Genomic DNA, 14,193 nt, shown 5'->3' on the forward strand with positions numbered 1-14,193 from the left:
GCCGGGGGTCCCCATGCGCTTCACCAGCGAGCACACCGCGTTCCGGAAGACGGTGCGCGACGTCGTCGAGCGGGAGATCGCCCCGCACGTCGACGAGTGGGAGCGGGCCGGCACCTTCCCGGCGCACGAGCTGTTTCCGAAGCTCGGGGAGCTCGGCCTGCTGGGCCTGGAGTACGACCCCGAGTACGGCGGGCAGGGCGCCGACCACCTGTTCAGCGTCATCCTGTGCGAGGAGCTGCACCGGTCCGGCTGCGCCGGGGTCCCGATGGCGATCGGCGTGCAGACGATGATGGCCACGCCGTCGCTGCACGAGTTCGGCAGCGACGAGCTCAAGCGCCGCTACCTGGAGCCGGCCATCCGCGGCACCGCGGTCTGCTCGATCGCCGTCACGGAGCCCGGCGCCGGCTCCGACGTCGCCGGGCTGCGCACCCGCGCGGTGCAGGACGGCGACGAGTGGGTCATCAACGGCAGCAAGCTCTACATCACCAACGGCACCCAGGCCGACTGGCTGTGCCTGCTGGCCCGCACCTCCGACGAGGGCGGCCACCGCGGGATGAGCCAGATCGTCGTCCCCACCGACACCCCGGGGTTCTCCGTCTCCCGGAAGCTGGACAAGCTGGGCAACCGCTCCTCCGACACCGCCGAGCTGTTCTTCGACGACGTGCGGGTGCCGGTGTCGAACACGATCGGCACGGTCGGCCGCGGCTTCCAGCAGCAGATGGCGCAGTTCGTCGTCGAGCGGATGTTCGCCGCCTACGGCGCGGTGGGCAGCTGCCGGCACGCGCTGGAGCGCACCCGCGAGTACCTGCAGCAGCGGCAGGCGTTCGGCCGGCCGCTCGCGGCCAACCAGTACGTCGTCTTCCGGCTGACCGAGCTCTCGGCGCAGGTCGACCTGCTGCAGTCGCACAACTACGCGTGCGCGCAGGCGTACGTGGACGGCGAGGACACCACCCGGGCGGCCACGGTGGCCAAGCTGACCGCCGGCCGGCTGCTGCGCGAGGTGGCCGACGCGTGCCTGCAGTTCCACGGCGGCACGGGCTACATGGAGGAGACCTGGACCGCCCGGTTCTTCCGGGACAGCCGGCTGGCCTCGATCGGCGGGGGCGCCGACGAGGTCATGCTGCAGGTGCTCGCCCGGATGGACGGGTTCGACGCGTGAGCGGCGCCCCGCTGCTGCAGGCGCTGGTCGACGACCTCGAGGCGGAGTCCGCCGACCTCGACGCGCGCGTCGCCCCGCTCGACGACGCCGCCTGGCTGACCCCCACCCCCGCGGCCGGCTGGGACGTCCGCGACACCGTCAACCACCTGCGGTTCTTCGACCGGGACGCGCTGCTCGCCGTCACCGACCCCGACGGCTTCCGCGCGCTGGTGGCCGGCCTCGGGGAGGGCGCGGGCGACTACGTGGAGCGGCTGACCCGCGAGGGCCGCGCCGATGCCCCGGCCGACGTGCTGTCCGCCTGGCGGTCCGGCCGGGCGGCGCTCGCCGGCGCCCTGCGCGCGGCCGACCCCGGCGTGCGGGTGCCGTGGTTCGGGCCGCCGATGAGCCCGGCGTCGTTCGTCACCGCCCGGCTGATGGAGACCTGGGCGCACGGGCAGGACGTCGTCGACGCGCTCGGCCAGACGCGGGAGCCGACCGCCCGGCTGCGGTCGGTCGCCGAGATCGGCGTGCGCGCGCGGCCGTTCGCCCACGCCGTCCGCGGCCTGCCGGTGCCCGACCGCCCGGTGCGGGTCGAGCTGACCGGCCCCGGCGGCGAGGCGTGGACCTGGGGGCCCGACGGCGCCGCCGACGTCGTCCGTGGGACCGCGCTGGACTTCTGCCTGCTGGTCACCCAGCGCCGGCACCGCGACGACCTGGACCTCGAGGTCACCGGGCCGGCCGCGCAGGAGTGGGCGGGCATCGCGCAGGCCTTCGCCGGCCCGCCCGGCGCCGGGCGGGAGCCCCTGCGGTGACCGCGCCGCTGCGGGTGGCCAACGTGTCGGGCTTCTACGGCGACCGGCACGCGGCGATGCGGGAGATGCTCGACGGCGGGCAGGTCGACGTCCTCACCGGCGACTACCTGGCCGAGCTGACCATGCTCATCCTCGGCCGGCAGAAGGCCGAGGACCCCGCGGCGGGCTGGGCGCGCAGCTTCCTGTCCCAGCTGGAGGAGTGCCTGGGCACCGCGCTGGAGCGCGGCGTCCGGATCGTCGCCAACGCCGGCGGGCTCAACCCGCGGGGCCTCGCCGCCGCGGTCACGGCGCTCGGGGAGCGGCTCGGGCTCCCGGTGCGGGTCGCGACCGTGAGCGGGGACGACCTGCTCCCCCGCCTCGGCGAGCTGCGCGGCCGGCTGCGCGCCGGCGACCGCCCGCCCGGCGACCGCGACGTCGACGACGCGCTCACCGCCAACGCCTACCTCGGCTGCCGCGGCATCGTGCGGGCGCTGCAGGCCGGCGCCGACGTCGTCGTCACCGGCCGGGTGACCGACGCGAGCCTCGTCGTCGGCCCGGCCGCCTGGCACCACGGCTGGGGCGGCGACGACTGGGGCGCGGCCGACCTCGACGCCCTGGCCGGCGCCACCGTGGCCGGGCACGTGCTCGAGTGCGGCGCGCAGGCCACCGGCGGCAACTACAGCTTCTTCGCCGAGCTCCTCGACGCCGACCCCGCCGCGCTCGACCACGTCGGCTTCCCGCTCGCCGAGATCGCCGCCGACGGCACGTCGGTGATCACCAAGCACCCCGGCACCGGCGGCGCGGTGACGGTCGGGACGGTCACCGAGCAGCTGCTCTACGAGCTCACCGGCAGCCGCTACGGCGGGCCCGACGTCGTCACCCGCTTCGACACGCTGCGGCTGCGGCAGGCCGGCCCCGACCGGGTGGAGGTCTCCGGCGCGCGCGGGCTGCCGCCGGAGGGGGTGCTCAAGGTCGCGGTCAACCGGCTCGGCGGCTTCCGCAACGCGATGACGCTGCCGCTGACCGGGCTGGAGGTCGAGCGCAAGGCGGGGCTGCTGCGCCGCCAGCTCGCCCCGGCGCTCGAGGGCATCGAGGACGTCACCGTCACCCTGGCCCGCACCGACTCCCCCGACGCCGGCGTGCAGGAGGAGGCCGCGGCGCTGCTGCACGTCACGGTCAAGGACCGCGACCGCCGCCGCGTCGGCAAGGCGTTCACGGTGCCGGTCATCGAGCTGGGCCTGGCCAGCATCCCCGGCTTCCACGCCACCTCGGCGCCGCCGAGCCCGTCCCCGTACGGCGTCTACTCCGCCGCCTGGGTGCCGGCCGGCGAGGTCCCGCAGGTGGTCGGGCTGCCCGACGGGACCACCGAGACGCTGCCGTCGGCCGTCCCCGCCGCGGCGGCCGCCGACGTCCCGGATCCCGCCGGGCCGCCCGCCTGGACCGACGGCGGCCCGACCCGCCGGGTGCCGCTGGGCCGGGTCGCCGGCGCCCGCAGCGGCGACAAGGGCGGCGCGGCCACCCTCGGCGTCTGGGCCCGCGACGAGGACGGCTTCGCCTGGCTGGCCGCCTTCCTCACCCCCGACCGGCTGCGCGCGCTGCTCCCCGAGGCCGCCGCGCTGCCGGTCACCCGCGAGCTGCTGCCCGGGCTGCGGGCGCTGCTGTTCCAGCTGCCCGGGCTGCTCGGCGACGGCGTCGCCGCGGGGACCCGGTTCGACCCGCAGGCCAAGGCCGTGGGCGAGTGGCTGCGCTCCCGCGTGGTCGACGTCCCCGAGCGCCTGCTGCCCCCGGAGGGAGACGGATGACGGTCCTGGACGAGCGCGCCGCGGGCAACCGCGCCGCGATGCTGGAGCGGCTGGCCGAGCTGGAGGAGCAGCTCCGCCTGGCCACCGCCGGCGGCGGCGAGAAGGCGCTGGCCCGGCACCGGCAGCGCGGCAAGCTCACCGCCCGCGAGCGGATCGAGCTGCTGCTGGACCGCGACAGCCCGTTCCTGGAGCTGTCCCCCTACGCCGCGTGGGGCACCGACTTCCCGGTCGGGGCGAGCACGGTCACCGGCATCGGCGTCGTCGAGGGCGTCGAGGTCGTGGTGTCGGCCAACGACCCGACCGTCCGCGGCGGCACGTCCAACCCGTACACGCTGCGCAAGTCCGCCCGGGCGCACGACATCGCGCGCACCAACCGGCTGCCGTTCGTCAGCCTGGTGGAGTCCGGCGGCGCCGACCTGCCCACCCAGTCGGAGATCTTCATCCCCGGCGGCCGCGGCTTCCGCGACCTCACCCGGCTCTCCGCCGCGGGCATCCCGACCATCGCGCTGGTCTTCGGCAACAGCACCGCCGGCGGCGCGTACGTGCCCGGGATGAGCGACCACGTCGTGATGATCGAGGACCGCAGCAAGGTGTTCCTCGCCGGGCCGCCGCTGGTGAAGATGGCCACCGGCGAGGAGGCCGACGAGGAGTCCCTCGGCGGCGCGGCGATGCACGCGCGGGTCTCCGGCAGCGCCGACCACCTCGCCGTCGACGAGGTCGACGCCATCCGGATCGGCCGGCGGATCGTGCGGAACCTCAACTGGCGCAAGCAGGGCCCCGGCCCCTCCCGGCCGGCCGACCCGCCGCTGCACGACCCCGGGGAGCTGCTCGACCTCGCCCCCGCCGACCTGCGGCAGCCGCTGGACCCGCGCGACGTCCTCGCCCGCGTCGTCGACGGCAGCCGGTTCGACGAGCACAAGCCGCTGTACGGCACCTCGCTGGTCACCGGGTGGGCGAGCATCCACGGCTACCCGGTCGGCGTGCTGGCCAACGCCCGCGGCGTGCTGTTCCGGCAGGACGCCGAGAAGGCCGCGCAGTTCATCCAGCTGGCCAACCAGACCGACACCCCGCTGCTGTTCCTGCAGAACACCACCGGCTACATGGTCGGCACCGAGTACGAGCAGGACGGGATCATCAAGGCCGGCTCGCAGATGATCAACGCGGTCTCCAACAGCACCGTCCCGCACCTCACCGTGAACATCGGCGCCTCCTACGGCGCGGGCAACTACGGCATGTGCGGCCGCGCCTACGAGCCCCGCTTCCTGTTCACCTGGCCCAACGCCAAGAGCGCGGTCATGGGCCCGGCGCAGCTGGCCGGCGTGCTGGACATCGTCGGCCGGGCCAGCGCCCGGGCCCGCGGCCGCGACTACGACGAGGAGGCCGCGGCCGCCATGCGCGCGGCGGTGGAGCAGCAGATCGAGGCCGAGTCGCTGGCGCTGTTCCTCTCCGGCCGGCTCTACGACGACGGGATCATCGACCCCCGCGACACCCGCACCGTCCTCGGCCTCGCCCTCTCGGCCATCCACAACGCCCCGGTGAGAGGACTGCACGACGGATGGGGGGTGTTCCGGCTGTGAGCCGCCCGCTCACCAGCGTGCTGGTCGCCAACCGCGGCGAGATCGCCCGGCGGGTATTCCGCACCGCCCGGGCGATGGGCCTGCGCACGGTCGCCGTCCACTCCGACGCCGACGCCGGGGCGCCGTTCGTGGCCGAGGCCGACGTCGCGGTCCGGCTGCCCGGGAACACGCCCTCCGAGACCTACCTGCGCGCCGACCTCGTGGTGGCCGCGGCGCTGCGCGCCGGCGCGGACTGCGTGCACCCCGGCTACGGCTTCCTATCGGAGAACGCGGACTTCGCCCGGGCGGTGGAGGACGCCGGGCTGGTGTTCGTCGGGCCGGACCCCGGCGCCGTGGAGGCGATGGGCAGCAAGCTCGCCGCCAAGGAGCTCATGGGCCGGGCCGGGGTGCCGGTGCTGCCGAGCGTCGACGCCACCGGCCTGTCCGGGGACACCCTGGAGAAGGCCGCCGGGGAGGTCGGCTACCCGCTGCTGGTGAAGGCGTCCTTCGGCGGCGGCGGGCGCGGCATGCGGACCGTCCGCGGGCCCGCGGAGCTCGCCGAGGCGGTGGAGGGCGCCGGCCGTGAGGCGGCGTCGGCGTTCGGCGACGGCACGGTGTTCCTCGAGCGGCTGGTCGAGCGGCCGCGGCACGTCGAGGTGCAGGTGTTCGGCGACCGGCACGGGACCACGGTGGCGCTGTTCGAGCGGGAGTGCTCCATCCAGCGCCGGCACCAGAAGGTGGTCGAGGAAGCGCCCTCCCCCGCCGTCGGGCCGGAGCTGCGGCAGCGGCTGCAGGACGCCGCGGTGGCCGCCGCGCGGGCGATCGGCTACGTCGGTGCGGGCACCGTGGAGTTCCTGCTCGACGAGGGCGGCGACTTCTGGTTCCTCGAGATGAACACCCGGCTGCAGGTCGAGCACCCGGTCACCGAGGCGGTCACCGGCCTGGACCTGGTCCGGCTGCAGTTCGACGTCGCCGCCGGCCGCCCGCTGCCCCCGGAGGCGGTCTCCCCCACGCTGTCCGGCGCCGCGATCGAGGTGCGCCTGTACGCCGAGGACCCGGCGCGCGACTGGCTGCCGCAGTCGGGCCGGCTGGCGGAGTTCGCGCTCCCCGCCGACGCGGAGTTCCGCACGCCGCCCGGGCCGGGCATCCGGCTGGACAGCGGCTTCCGCACGGGCGACGAGGTCGGCGTGCACTACGACCCGATGCTCGCCAAGGTCGTCGCCTGGGCGCCGGACCGCACCTCGGCGGCGCTGGCGCTGGCCGGCGCGCTCGCCCGGGCCCGGCTGCACGGGCTGACCACCAACCGCGACCTGCTCGTGCGGGTGCTGCGGTCGGGGGCCTTCCTCGCCGGGGAGACCGACACCGGCTTCCTCGACCGGCACGGCCTCGACGTCCTGGCCGCACCGCTGGTCGACGACGCCGGCCGCCGCGTGCACGCCGTCGCCGCCGCGCTGGCCGGGGCGGCGCTGCGGCGGGCGGCCGCGCCGGCGCTGGCCGGCCTGCCCTCGGGCTGGCGCAACAACCCGACGGTGCCGCAGACCACCGCCTTCGACGCCGGCACCGTGCACTACCGGCTGCACCGCGACGGCGTCACCGCCGACGTCGACGGCGAGCCGGTGGACCTCGCCGTCCTCGGCACGGAGGTCACCGGGCCCGGCCGGGTCCGGCTCGCCGTCGAGACCGGCGGGCTGCGCGGCACCTACGAGGTGCACGTCGACGGCGACCGCAGCTTCGTCGACGGCCCGGACGGCGCCACGGCGCTCACCGAGCTGCCGCGGTTCCCCGAGCCGTCCGCCGCGGTGGCGCCCGGCTCGCTCACCGCCGGCATGCCCGGCGCGGTCACCCGGGTGGCCGTGGCCGAGGGCGACGAGGTCCGCGCCGGGCAGCTGGTGCTGGTCCTCGAGGCCATGAAGATGGAGCACCCCGTGGTCGCACCGGCCGACGGGGTGGTCACCTCCCTGCACGCCGACGTGGGCGCGCAGGTGGAGACGGGCGCGGTGCTCGCGGTCGTCACCCCGACAGTCCCCGAGAGCGGAGGAGACCGCGGTGCGTCCTGACCTGTCCGGGATCGACCCCCTGGAGCTGAACCTCGCCACCCGGTTCTCGGTGGGCGACCTGCTCACCCGTTCCGCGCAGCTGTTCGCCGGCCGCACCGCGATCGTCGACGGTGAGGAGGAGGTGACCTACGCCCGCCTCGACGCCGCCGCCGAGGCGTTCGGCCGCGGCCTGCTCGACGCCGGCGTGCGGCACCAGGAGCCGGTCGCCTTCCTGCTGGGCAACTCGTGGCGGTTCGCGGCGAGCTTCTTCGGCTGCGCCAAGGCCGGGCTGGTCGCGCTGCCGGTCAACCTGATGCTGGCGCCGGAGGACGTCGGGTGGATCCTCGCCGACTCCGGCACGGAGACCGTCGTCGCCGACCCGGTGTTCCTGCCGCTGCTCGAGGCCGTGCTGCCCGGGCTGCCCGCGGTCACCCGGGTCGTCGTCACCGGGGACGCCCCGGCGCAGGTCGCCGGGCGGGACGTGCTGCGCTGGGACGACGTCGCCGCCGACCCGACGCCGGTGCAGGTGCTCGTCGACGACCGCGACACCGTGCACTGCCTGTACACCTCGGGCACCACCGCGCGGCCCAAGGGCGTGCTGACCAGCCACCTGGCGGTGCACGTCGGCGTGCTGAGCAACGCGCTGCAGGTCGGCCACCGGCGCGGCGACGAGTTCTCCGTGCTGCCGATCGTGCTGCCGCTGTTCCACACCACCGCGCTGGACACCCTGCTGCTGCCGGTCCTGCTCACCGGCGGCACCGCGGTCCTGCCCGGCGGCTTCGACCCCGAGGCCTTCCTCGAGGTGGTCGAGCGCCGCCGGGCGACCCACCTGATGCTGCTGCCGATGATGTACGCCGCGCTGCTCGCCACCCCGGGCATCCGGACGCGGGACCTGTCGTCGGTGCAGCTGTGCATCTACGCGATGGCCCCGATGCCGCAGGAGCGGATCACCGCGATCGCCGCCGCGTTCCCGAACGCCAAGGTGCTGCTGGGCTCGGGGCAGACCGAGTGCGTGCCGGCGACGGTGTTCCAGTGGCCCTCGCACCAGGAGACGAAGGCGGCGTCGTGGGGGCCGTCGACGGTCACCGTGGACACCCGGGTCATGGACCCGGCGGGCCGGCTGCTGCCGCCGGGGGAGACCGGGGAGATCGTCTACCGCGGCCCGCACGTGATGAGCGGTTACTGGAACAACCCGGCGGCCAACACCGCCGCGTTCGCGCACGGCTGGTTCCACTCCGGCGACGTCGGCCACCTCGACGACGAGGGCGTCGTCTGGTTCACCGACCGGGTCAAGGACATGGTCAAGACCGGCGGGGAGAACGTCTCCTCCGTCGAGGTGGAGCGGGTGCTGCTGGCGTCCCCGGAGATCGTCGAGGCCGCGGTGATCGGCGTCCCGGACGACCGCTGGGGCGAGGCGGTCACCGGCGTCGTCGTGCCGGCCGACCCGGACGCCGACCCCGCCGCGCTGGCGGAACGGCTGCTCGCCCACTGCCGGGCGCACCTGGCCGGATTCCAGGTGCCCAAGCGGATCGAGGTCCGCACCGGGCTGCCGAAGACCGCCACCGGCAAGATCCAGAAGCACGAGCTGCGCGACGAGTTCCGTGGCTGACGCGCCCCTGGTCACCCTCGCCCGCCGCGGGCCGGCGGCGGTGGTGACGCTGGACTCCCCCACCAACCGCAACGCGCTGTCCCGCGCCCTGCTCGAGCAGCTGCACGCCGCGCTGCAGGAGGCGCTCGCCGACGACGCGGTGCGGGTGCTGGTGCTGACCGGCGCCGGGCCGGTGTTCTGCTCCGGCGCCGACCTCAAGGAGCAGCGGGCCGGCGGCGGTCCCGGGCCGGTCGGCCTGCCGGAGGTCCTCACCCTGCTGATGGAGGGGCCGAAGCCCGTGGTGGCGCGGGTCGACGGCGCCGCCCGCGCCGGGGGCCTCGGGCTGATCGCGGCCTGCGACCTCGCCGTGGGCCTCGCCGGGGCGACGTTCGGCTTCAGCGAGGTCCGCATCGGGGTCGCGCCGGCGGTCATCGCCGTCCCCTGCCTGCGCCGGATGGACCCGCGGGCGGCGCGCGAGCTCTTCCTCACCGGCGAGCCCTTCGACGGCGCCCGCGCCCGCGAGGCCGGCCTGCTCGACCGCGCCGTGGCCGACGGCGACCTCGACGCCACGGTCGACGCCCTGGTGGCGCAGCTGGCACTCGGCGCACCGGAGGCGCTCGCCGTCACCAAGCGGCTGCTGCGCGAGCTGCCCGGCGCCGACCTGCAGGAGGACCTCGACCGGATGGCCGCGCTGTCGGCGGAGCGGTTCGGCTCGGCCGAGGCGCGCGAGGGCATCGCCGCGCTGCTGGAGAGGCGCCGCCCCTCCTGGGCTCCCTGAGCGTCAGGAGGGGCGGCCGCCGTCGGGCCAGGCCGAGCGCGGCAGGCCGATGGCGCCGGCCCACAGCCGGGTGAGCACCTCGACGGCGGCGTCCTCGTCGAGGTCCTCCACCGGGTCCTGCCACAGGTGCGCGAACGACTCGACCATCGCGCCGAGCGCGCTGGCGGTGGCGCGCGGCGGCAGGGAGGCGTCGGCCAGGCCCAGCTCCTGCAGCCGCTCCAGGCCCTCCATGCCGCGCCGCACGAAGGCCTCCCGGACGTCGACCCGCAGCCGCCGGAACTCCTCGCGGGTGTCGGCCAGCGAGTCCAGGACGCGCAGGATCCGGGCGTGCCGGGTGACCGCGGTCAGGTACAGCCGGTTGGCCGCCTCGATCCGCTCGTAGGGGGCGTCGGCCGGCAGCCGCGGGCCCACCGCGGTGGCGGTGAACAGGTCCTCGACCACGACCGCGACGATCGCCCGCAGCAGCGACTCCTTGGAGTCGAACCAGGTGTAGAAGGTGCCGTGCGAGACGCCGGCCCGCTCGGACACCGCGTCGATCCGGACGTCGGCGAACCCGCGCTCCTCGAACAGCTCCCGGCCGGCCTGCAGCAGCGCGGCACGGGTGCGCCGTCCCCGGTCGGTCACGGGGAGCTGGTCCTGCCCCGCGCCGGCCTGCGTGCCGGTCATCGCCCACCTCCGCGTCCTCGGGCCCCGGGCAGCCTGACACACGCCGCGGGCAGTTGACGACCGCGTCAGGTCCTCGACAGACTCCGTGACCCAGGCCACAGCAGCGCGGGAGAGGGCAGACATGGACAGGGGCATCGGCAGCTGGCCGACGCGGCGGGCGTTCCTCTCCGGGGACCGCACCGCCCTGGTGTTCGGGGAGCGGCGGCTCACCTACACCGACTTCGACCGGCGCACCGACTCCCTCGCCCGCGCGCTGCGCGACCTCGGCGTCCGCCAGGGCGACCGGGTGGCCGGGCTGCTGCTCAACAGCCCCGCGTTCCTCGAGACCATGTTCGCCACGGCCAAGCTCGGCGCGGTCTTCGTGCCGATGAACCTCCGATTGGCGCCGCCGGAGGTCAGCTACCTGCTCGCCGACTCCGGCGCCGACGTCTTCGTCTGGTCCGGGCCCCTGGCGCCGGTCGCCCGCGCCGCGCTGGGCGCCCAGGGCGTCCGCGTGCGCCACCGGGTCGTCGCCGACGGCGAGGCGGGCGACGGCGAGCTCGCCTTCGAGCCGCTGCTGGCCTCCGGCGAGCCGCGGGCGCTGGGCACCGACGTCGCCGGCAGCGACCTGTCCTGCCTGATGTACACCTCCGGAACGACCGGCCGCCCCAAGGGCGCGATGCTCACCCACGACAACCACTTCTGGAACGTCGTCAACGTCCTGTCCTTCGGCCGCGGGCTCAAGGAGAGCGACGTGACCGTGACGGTCGCGCCGATGTTCCACATCGGCGGGCTCGGGGTGCACACGCTGCCGCTGCTGTACCTGGGCGGCACCAACGTCGTGCTGCCGTCGTTCGACCCGTCGCAGACCCTCGAGGCGATGGCGCGGTCGCGGGCGACCGTGCAGTTCCTCGTCCCGGCGATGTGGGCCGCGCTGACCGCGGTCCCCGACTTCGACCGGCACGACCTGTCGGCGCTGGAGCTGGCCGTCACCGGCGGCGCGCCGTGCCCGCTGCCGGTCATCGAGTTCTTCCAGGGCAAGGGCCTGCCCTTCCAGGAGGGCTTCGGCATGACCGAGACCGCGCCGGCGGTGTCGATCCTCGACGCCGACCACGTCAAGGAGAAGGCCGGGTCGATCGGCCGGGCGCTCATGCACGTCGAGGCGCGGATCGTCGACGAGGACGACCGGGACGTCGCCACCGACGTCGTCGGCGAGCTGGTGGTGCGCGGGCCCAACGTGTTCGCCGGCTACTGGGGGCTGCCCGAGGCGACGGCGGAGGCGTTCCGCAACGGCTGGTTCCACACCGGCGACCTGGGCCGGATGGACGCCGAGGGCTTCGTCACCCTGGTCGACCGCAAGAAGGACATGATCATCTCGGGCGGCGAGAACGTGTACCCGATCGAGGTCGAGCAGGTGCTCTACCGGCACCCGGCGGTGCGCGAGGTCGCCGTCGTCGGGGTGCCCGACCCGCGCTGGGGCGAGACGCCGGTCGCCGTCGTCGCCCTGGGCGAGGGCGCCGAGGCCACGGCCGAGGACCTGCTGGGCCACGCGCGGGAGCGGCTGGCCCACTTCAAGTGCCCGACCCGGGTGGAGTTCGTGCCCGAGCTGCCGCGCAACGCCACGGGCAAGGTGCTCAAGACGACGCTGCGCAAGGAGTACGGCGGCGCCGAGGAGGCCGTGCAGCGGTGACGACGGCCGCGCTCGCCGCCGACCCGTGGACCACGCCCGAGCGGGTCGCGCTGCGGCGGCTGGCCCGGGACTTCGTCGCCCGCGAGATCGCGCCGCACGTCGAGGAGTGGGAGACCGCCGGCGAGCTGCCGCGGGAGCTGCACCGCCGGGCGGCCGCCGCCGGGCTGCTCGGCGTCGCGTTCCCGGAGGAGGTCGGCGGCGGGGGCGGCGACGCGATCGACTCGGCGATCGTCACCGAGGAGCTGCTGCTCGGCGGCGGGTCGACCGGCGTCGCGGCGGGCCTGTTCACCCACGGGATCGCGCTGCCGCACGTGGTGGCCGACGGCTCCCCGGCGCTGGTCGACCGCTACGTCCGCCCGACCCTGGCCGGCGAGCTCATCGGGTCCCTCGGCGTCACCGAGCCCGACGCCGGCTCCGACGTCGCGGCGCTGCGGACCCGGGCGGTCCGCGACGGGGACGAGTACGTGGTCGACGGCGCGAAGACCTACATCACCAGCGGCGTGCGCGCGGACTTCGTCACCACGGCCGTCCGCACCGGCGGCCCGGGCCACGCCGGCATCTCGCTGCTGGTGATCGACAAGGGCACGCCGGGGTTCACCGTCGGCCGGCGGCTGGACAAGATGGGCTGGCGCTGCTCGGACACCGCCGAGCTGTCCTTCACCGGCGTCCGGGTGCCGGCGGCGAACCTGGTCGGGCCGGAGAACAGCGGCTTCGTGCAGATCATGCGGCAGTTCCAGTCCGAGCGGCTGAGCCTGGCGGTGCAGGCCTACGCCACCGCGGCGCGCTGCCTGGACCTGGCGCTGGACTGGGTGCGGCGGCGGGAGACGTTCGGCCGGCCGCTGTCCTCCCGCCAGGTCATCCGGCACAAGCTCGCCGAGATGGCCCGGGAGGTCGACGTCGCCCGCACCTACACCCGCGCGGTGACGCAGCGCTGGCTCGCCGGCGAGGACGTCGTGAGCGAGGTGTCGATGGCCAAGAACACCGCCGTGGCCGCCTGCGACTCCGTCGTCGACCAGGCGGTGCAGGTGTTCGGCGGGCTGGGCTACATGCGGGAGTCGGAGGTGGAGCGGCACTACCGCGACGCCCGCATCCTCGGCATCGGCGGCGGGACCACCGAGATCATGAACGAGGTCATCGCCAAGCGGCTGGGCCTGTAGGCCGTTCCCTCACCGCCGCAGCTGGTCCAGCAGGTCGAGCACCGCGCGGACGACGACCTCCGGGGCGTCCACGTGGACGTCGTGCCCGGTGTCGGCGACGACGAGCCGGCCGCGGGTGGACAGTGCGGCGAGCGAGCGCTGGGAGGCCTGCGCCAGCCGCTCGATCTCCGCGGCCTCCGCCGCGGACACCCCGGGCGCGACGGGCCCGGGCCGGCCGTGCGCGACGACGACGAGCGGCAGGTCGCCGAGACCGCCGACGCCGGCCATCTCCCGGGCGGCCGCCTCCATGCCGGCGAACTCCGCCGCGGCGGTGCGCAGGCTGCCGCGGCGGGCCCCTAGCCGGCGCGCCCGCGCGCGGTACGGCTGCGGCAGCCGGTCCACGCTCCCCAGCGGCACGAACGGCAGCCGGGCCAGCAGCTGCGGCACACCCACGGCCGAGGCCGCGGCGAGGGCGCCGAGGGAGCGGGCCGCGAGGGCCAGGCCTCGGCGGTGCGCCTCCGGGTAGCGGTCGGTCCACTCCTCCTCGTGCGTGGCGTCCACCAGCACGAGCCCCGCGACCGCCTCCGGGTGCGCGGCCGCGAACGCGCGCGCGACGAAGCCGCCGAAGGAGTGCGCGACCAGCACCACGGGGGTCGGGGTCCCCGCCGCCGCGAGGACGTCGGAGAGCTCCGCGGCCAGCCGCCGGGGCGAGGTGACCGGGCCGCCGCGGCGCCGCGGGCTCTCCCCGTAGCCCGGCCGGTCGAACGCCAGGGCCCGGGTCGTCCCGGCCACCCGCGCGCGGACCGGCTCCCAGGTCACCGCCGTACCGCCCGCGCCGCCGACGAACACGACCGCGGGCGTCCCGCTCCCGCCGTCGACGCAGCTGACCGGCCCCGACCCGGTCCGCAGCAGCCGCGGGGTGCCGTCGGCCGGGGACACCGGCGCGGGAGGGGCGTCGTCGTGCTCTGCCGTCACGGACGCATGCTCCCCCACGGCTGGCCGCCGGCGAGGACGCACCCGGCGCCCGCCCCCG

Annotated in this window: 11 protein-coding genes; 9 read left to right on the top strand and 2 right to left on the bottom strand. The window is 75.9% G+C overall.

Annotation, left to right across the window (positions count from 1 at the left end; genetic code table 11):
- The first annotated feature begins 13 nt into the window (after positions 1-13).
- Genes ACI79B_RS10190 through ACI79B_RS10220 form a run of 7 tightly spaced genes read left to right on the top strand, consistent with a single transcriptional unit; the run spans position 14 to position 9,689 of the window.
- Positions 14-1,159 carry an acyl-CoA dehydrogenase family protein gene (locus ACI79B_RS10190; protein WP_456927198.1) on the top strand — a complete coding sequence of 382 codons (1,146 nt, stop codon included), beginning with the start codon at positions 14-16 and terminating at the stop codon, positions 1,157-1,159.
- Positions 1,156-1,950 carry a TIGR03084 family metal-binding protein gene (locus ACI79B_RS10195; protein WP_456927199.1) on the top strand — a complete coding sequence of 265 codons (795 nt, stop codon included), beginning with the start codon at positions 1,156-1,158 and terminating at the stop codon, positions 1,948-1,950. The genes ACI79B_RS10190 and ACI79B_RS10195 overlap by 4 nt, the downstream gene beginning before the upstream one ends.
- A complete protein-coding gene (locus ACI79B_RS10200; RefSeq protein ID WP_456927200.1) occupies positions 1,947-3,731 on the top strand; it encodes an acyclic terpene utilization AtuA family protein in 1,785 nt (594 codons plus the stop codon). Before ACI79B_RS10195 ends, ACI79B_RS10200 begins: the two co-directional genes overlap by 4 nt.
- Positions 3,728-5,308: an acyl-CoA carboxylase subunit beta gene (locus tag ACI79B_RS10205; RefSeq protein ID WP_456927201.1), complete on the top strand. Its 1,581-nt coding sequence runs from the start codon at positions 3,728-3,730 to the stop codon at positions 5,306-5,308. Before ACI79B_RS10200 ends, ACI79B_RS10205 begins: the two co-directional genes overlap by 4 nt.
- Complete coding sequence (locus ACI79B_RS10210; RefSeq protein WP_456927202.1) at positions 5,305-7,344, top strand: ATP-binding protein; 2,040 nt, start codon at positions 5,305-5,307, stop codon at positions 7,342-7,344. Before ACI79B_RS10205 ends, ACI79B_RS10210 begins: the two co-directional genes overlap by 4 nt.
- Positions 7,334-8,932, top strand: a complete 1,599-nt coding sequence (locus tag ACI79B_RS10215) for a class I adenylate-forming enzyme family protein (RefSeq protein ID WP_456927203.1) — start codon at positions 7,334-7,336, stop codon at positions 8,930-8,932. The genes ACI79B_RS10210 and ACI79B_RS10215 overlap by 11 nt, the downstream gene beginning before the upstream one ends.
- Positions 8,925-9,689, top strand: coding sequence for an enoyl-CoA hydratase-related protein (locus tag ACI79B_RS10220; RefSeq protein ID WP_456927204.1), 765 nt, complete (start codon positions 8,925-8,927; stop codon positions 9,687-9,689). The genes ACI79B_RS10215 and ACI79B_RS10220 overlap by 8 nt, the downstream gene beginning before the upstream one ends.
- A 3-nt stretch (positions 9,690-9,692) precedes the next feature.
- Here the strand turns inward: ACI79B_RS10220 and ACI79B_RS10225 are convergent, their stop codons facing one another.
- Complete coding sequence (locus tag ACI79B_RS10225; protein WP_456927205.1) at positions 9,693-10,355, bottom strand: TetR/AcrR family transcriptional regulator; 663 nt, start codon at positions 10,353-10,355, stop codon at positions 9,693-9,695.
- Positions 10,356-10,476: 121 nt separating this feature from the next.
- Between ACI79B_RS10225 and ACI79B_RS10230 the strand changes: the two genes are divergently transcribed.
- On the top strand, positions 10,477-12,024 hold the full coding sequence (locus ACI79B_RS10230; protein ID WP_456927206.1) for an acyl-CoA synthetase: 1,548 nt from the start codon (positions 10,477-10,479) through the stop codon (positions 12,022-12,024).
- Positions 12,021-13,181 carry an acyl-CoA dehydrogenase family protein gene (locus ACI79B_RS10235; protein ID WP_456927207.1) on the top strand — a complete coding sequence of 387 codons (1,161 nt, stop codon included), beginning with the start codon at positions 12,021-12,023 and terminating at the stop codon, positions 13,179-13,181. The genes ACI79B_RS10230 and ACI79B_RS10235 overlap by 4 nt, the downstream gene beginning before the upstream one ends.
- Before the next feature lie 9 nt (positions 13,182-13,190).
- Here ACI79B_RS10235 and ACI79B_RS10240 read toward each other — a convergent pair whose 3' ends face one another.
- Positions 13,191-14,135 (bottom strand): alpha/beta fold hydrolase, encoded by a 945-nt coding sequence (locus tag ACI79B_RS10240; protein ID WP_456927208.1) that lies wholly within the window; start codon positions 14,133-14,135, stop codon positions 13,191-13,193.
- Positions 14,136-14,193 lie beyond the last annotated feature (58 nt).

The sequence above is a fragment of the Geodermatophilus sp. SYSU D00879 genome, assembly GCF_054050375.1.

Excerpts from the sequence above, each read along its gene's own strand:
- ACI79B_RS10190 (WP_456927198.1), top strand. The coding sequence starts at position 14 with ATGCGCTTCACCAGCGAGCACACCGCGTTCCGGAAGACGGTGCGCGAC.
- ACI79B_RS10205 (WP_456927201.1), top strand. The coding sequence starts at position 3,728 with ATGACGGTCCTGGACGAGCGCGCCGCGGGCAACCGCGCCGCGATGCTG.
- ACI79B_RS10225 (WP_456927205.1), bottom strand. The coding sequence starts at position 10,355 with ATGACCGGCACGCAGGCCGGCGCGGGGCAGGACCAGCTCCCCGTGACC.
- ACI79B_RS10230 (WP_456927206.1), top strand. The coding sequence starts at position 10,477 with ATGGACAGGGGCATCGGCAGCTGGCCGACGCGGCGGGCGTTCCTCTCC.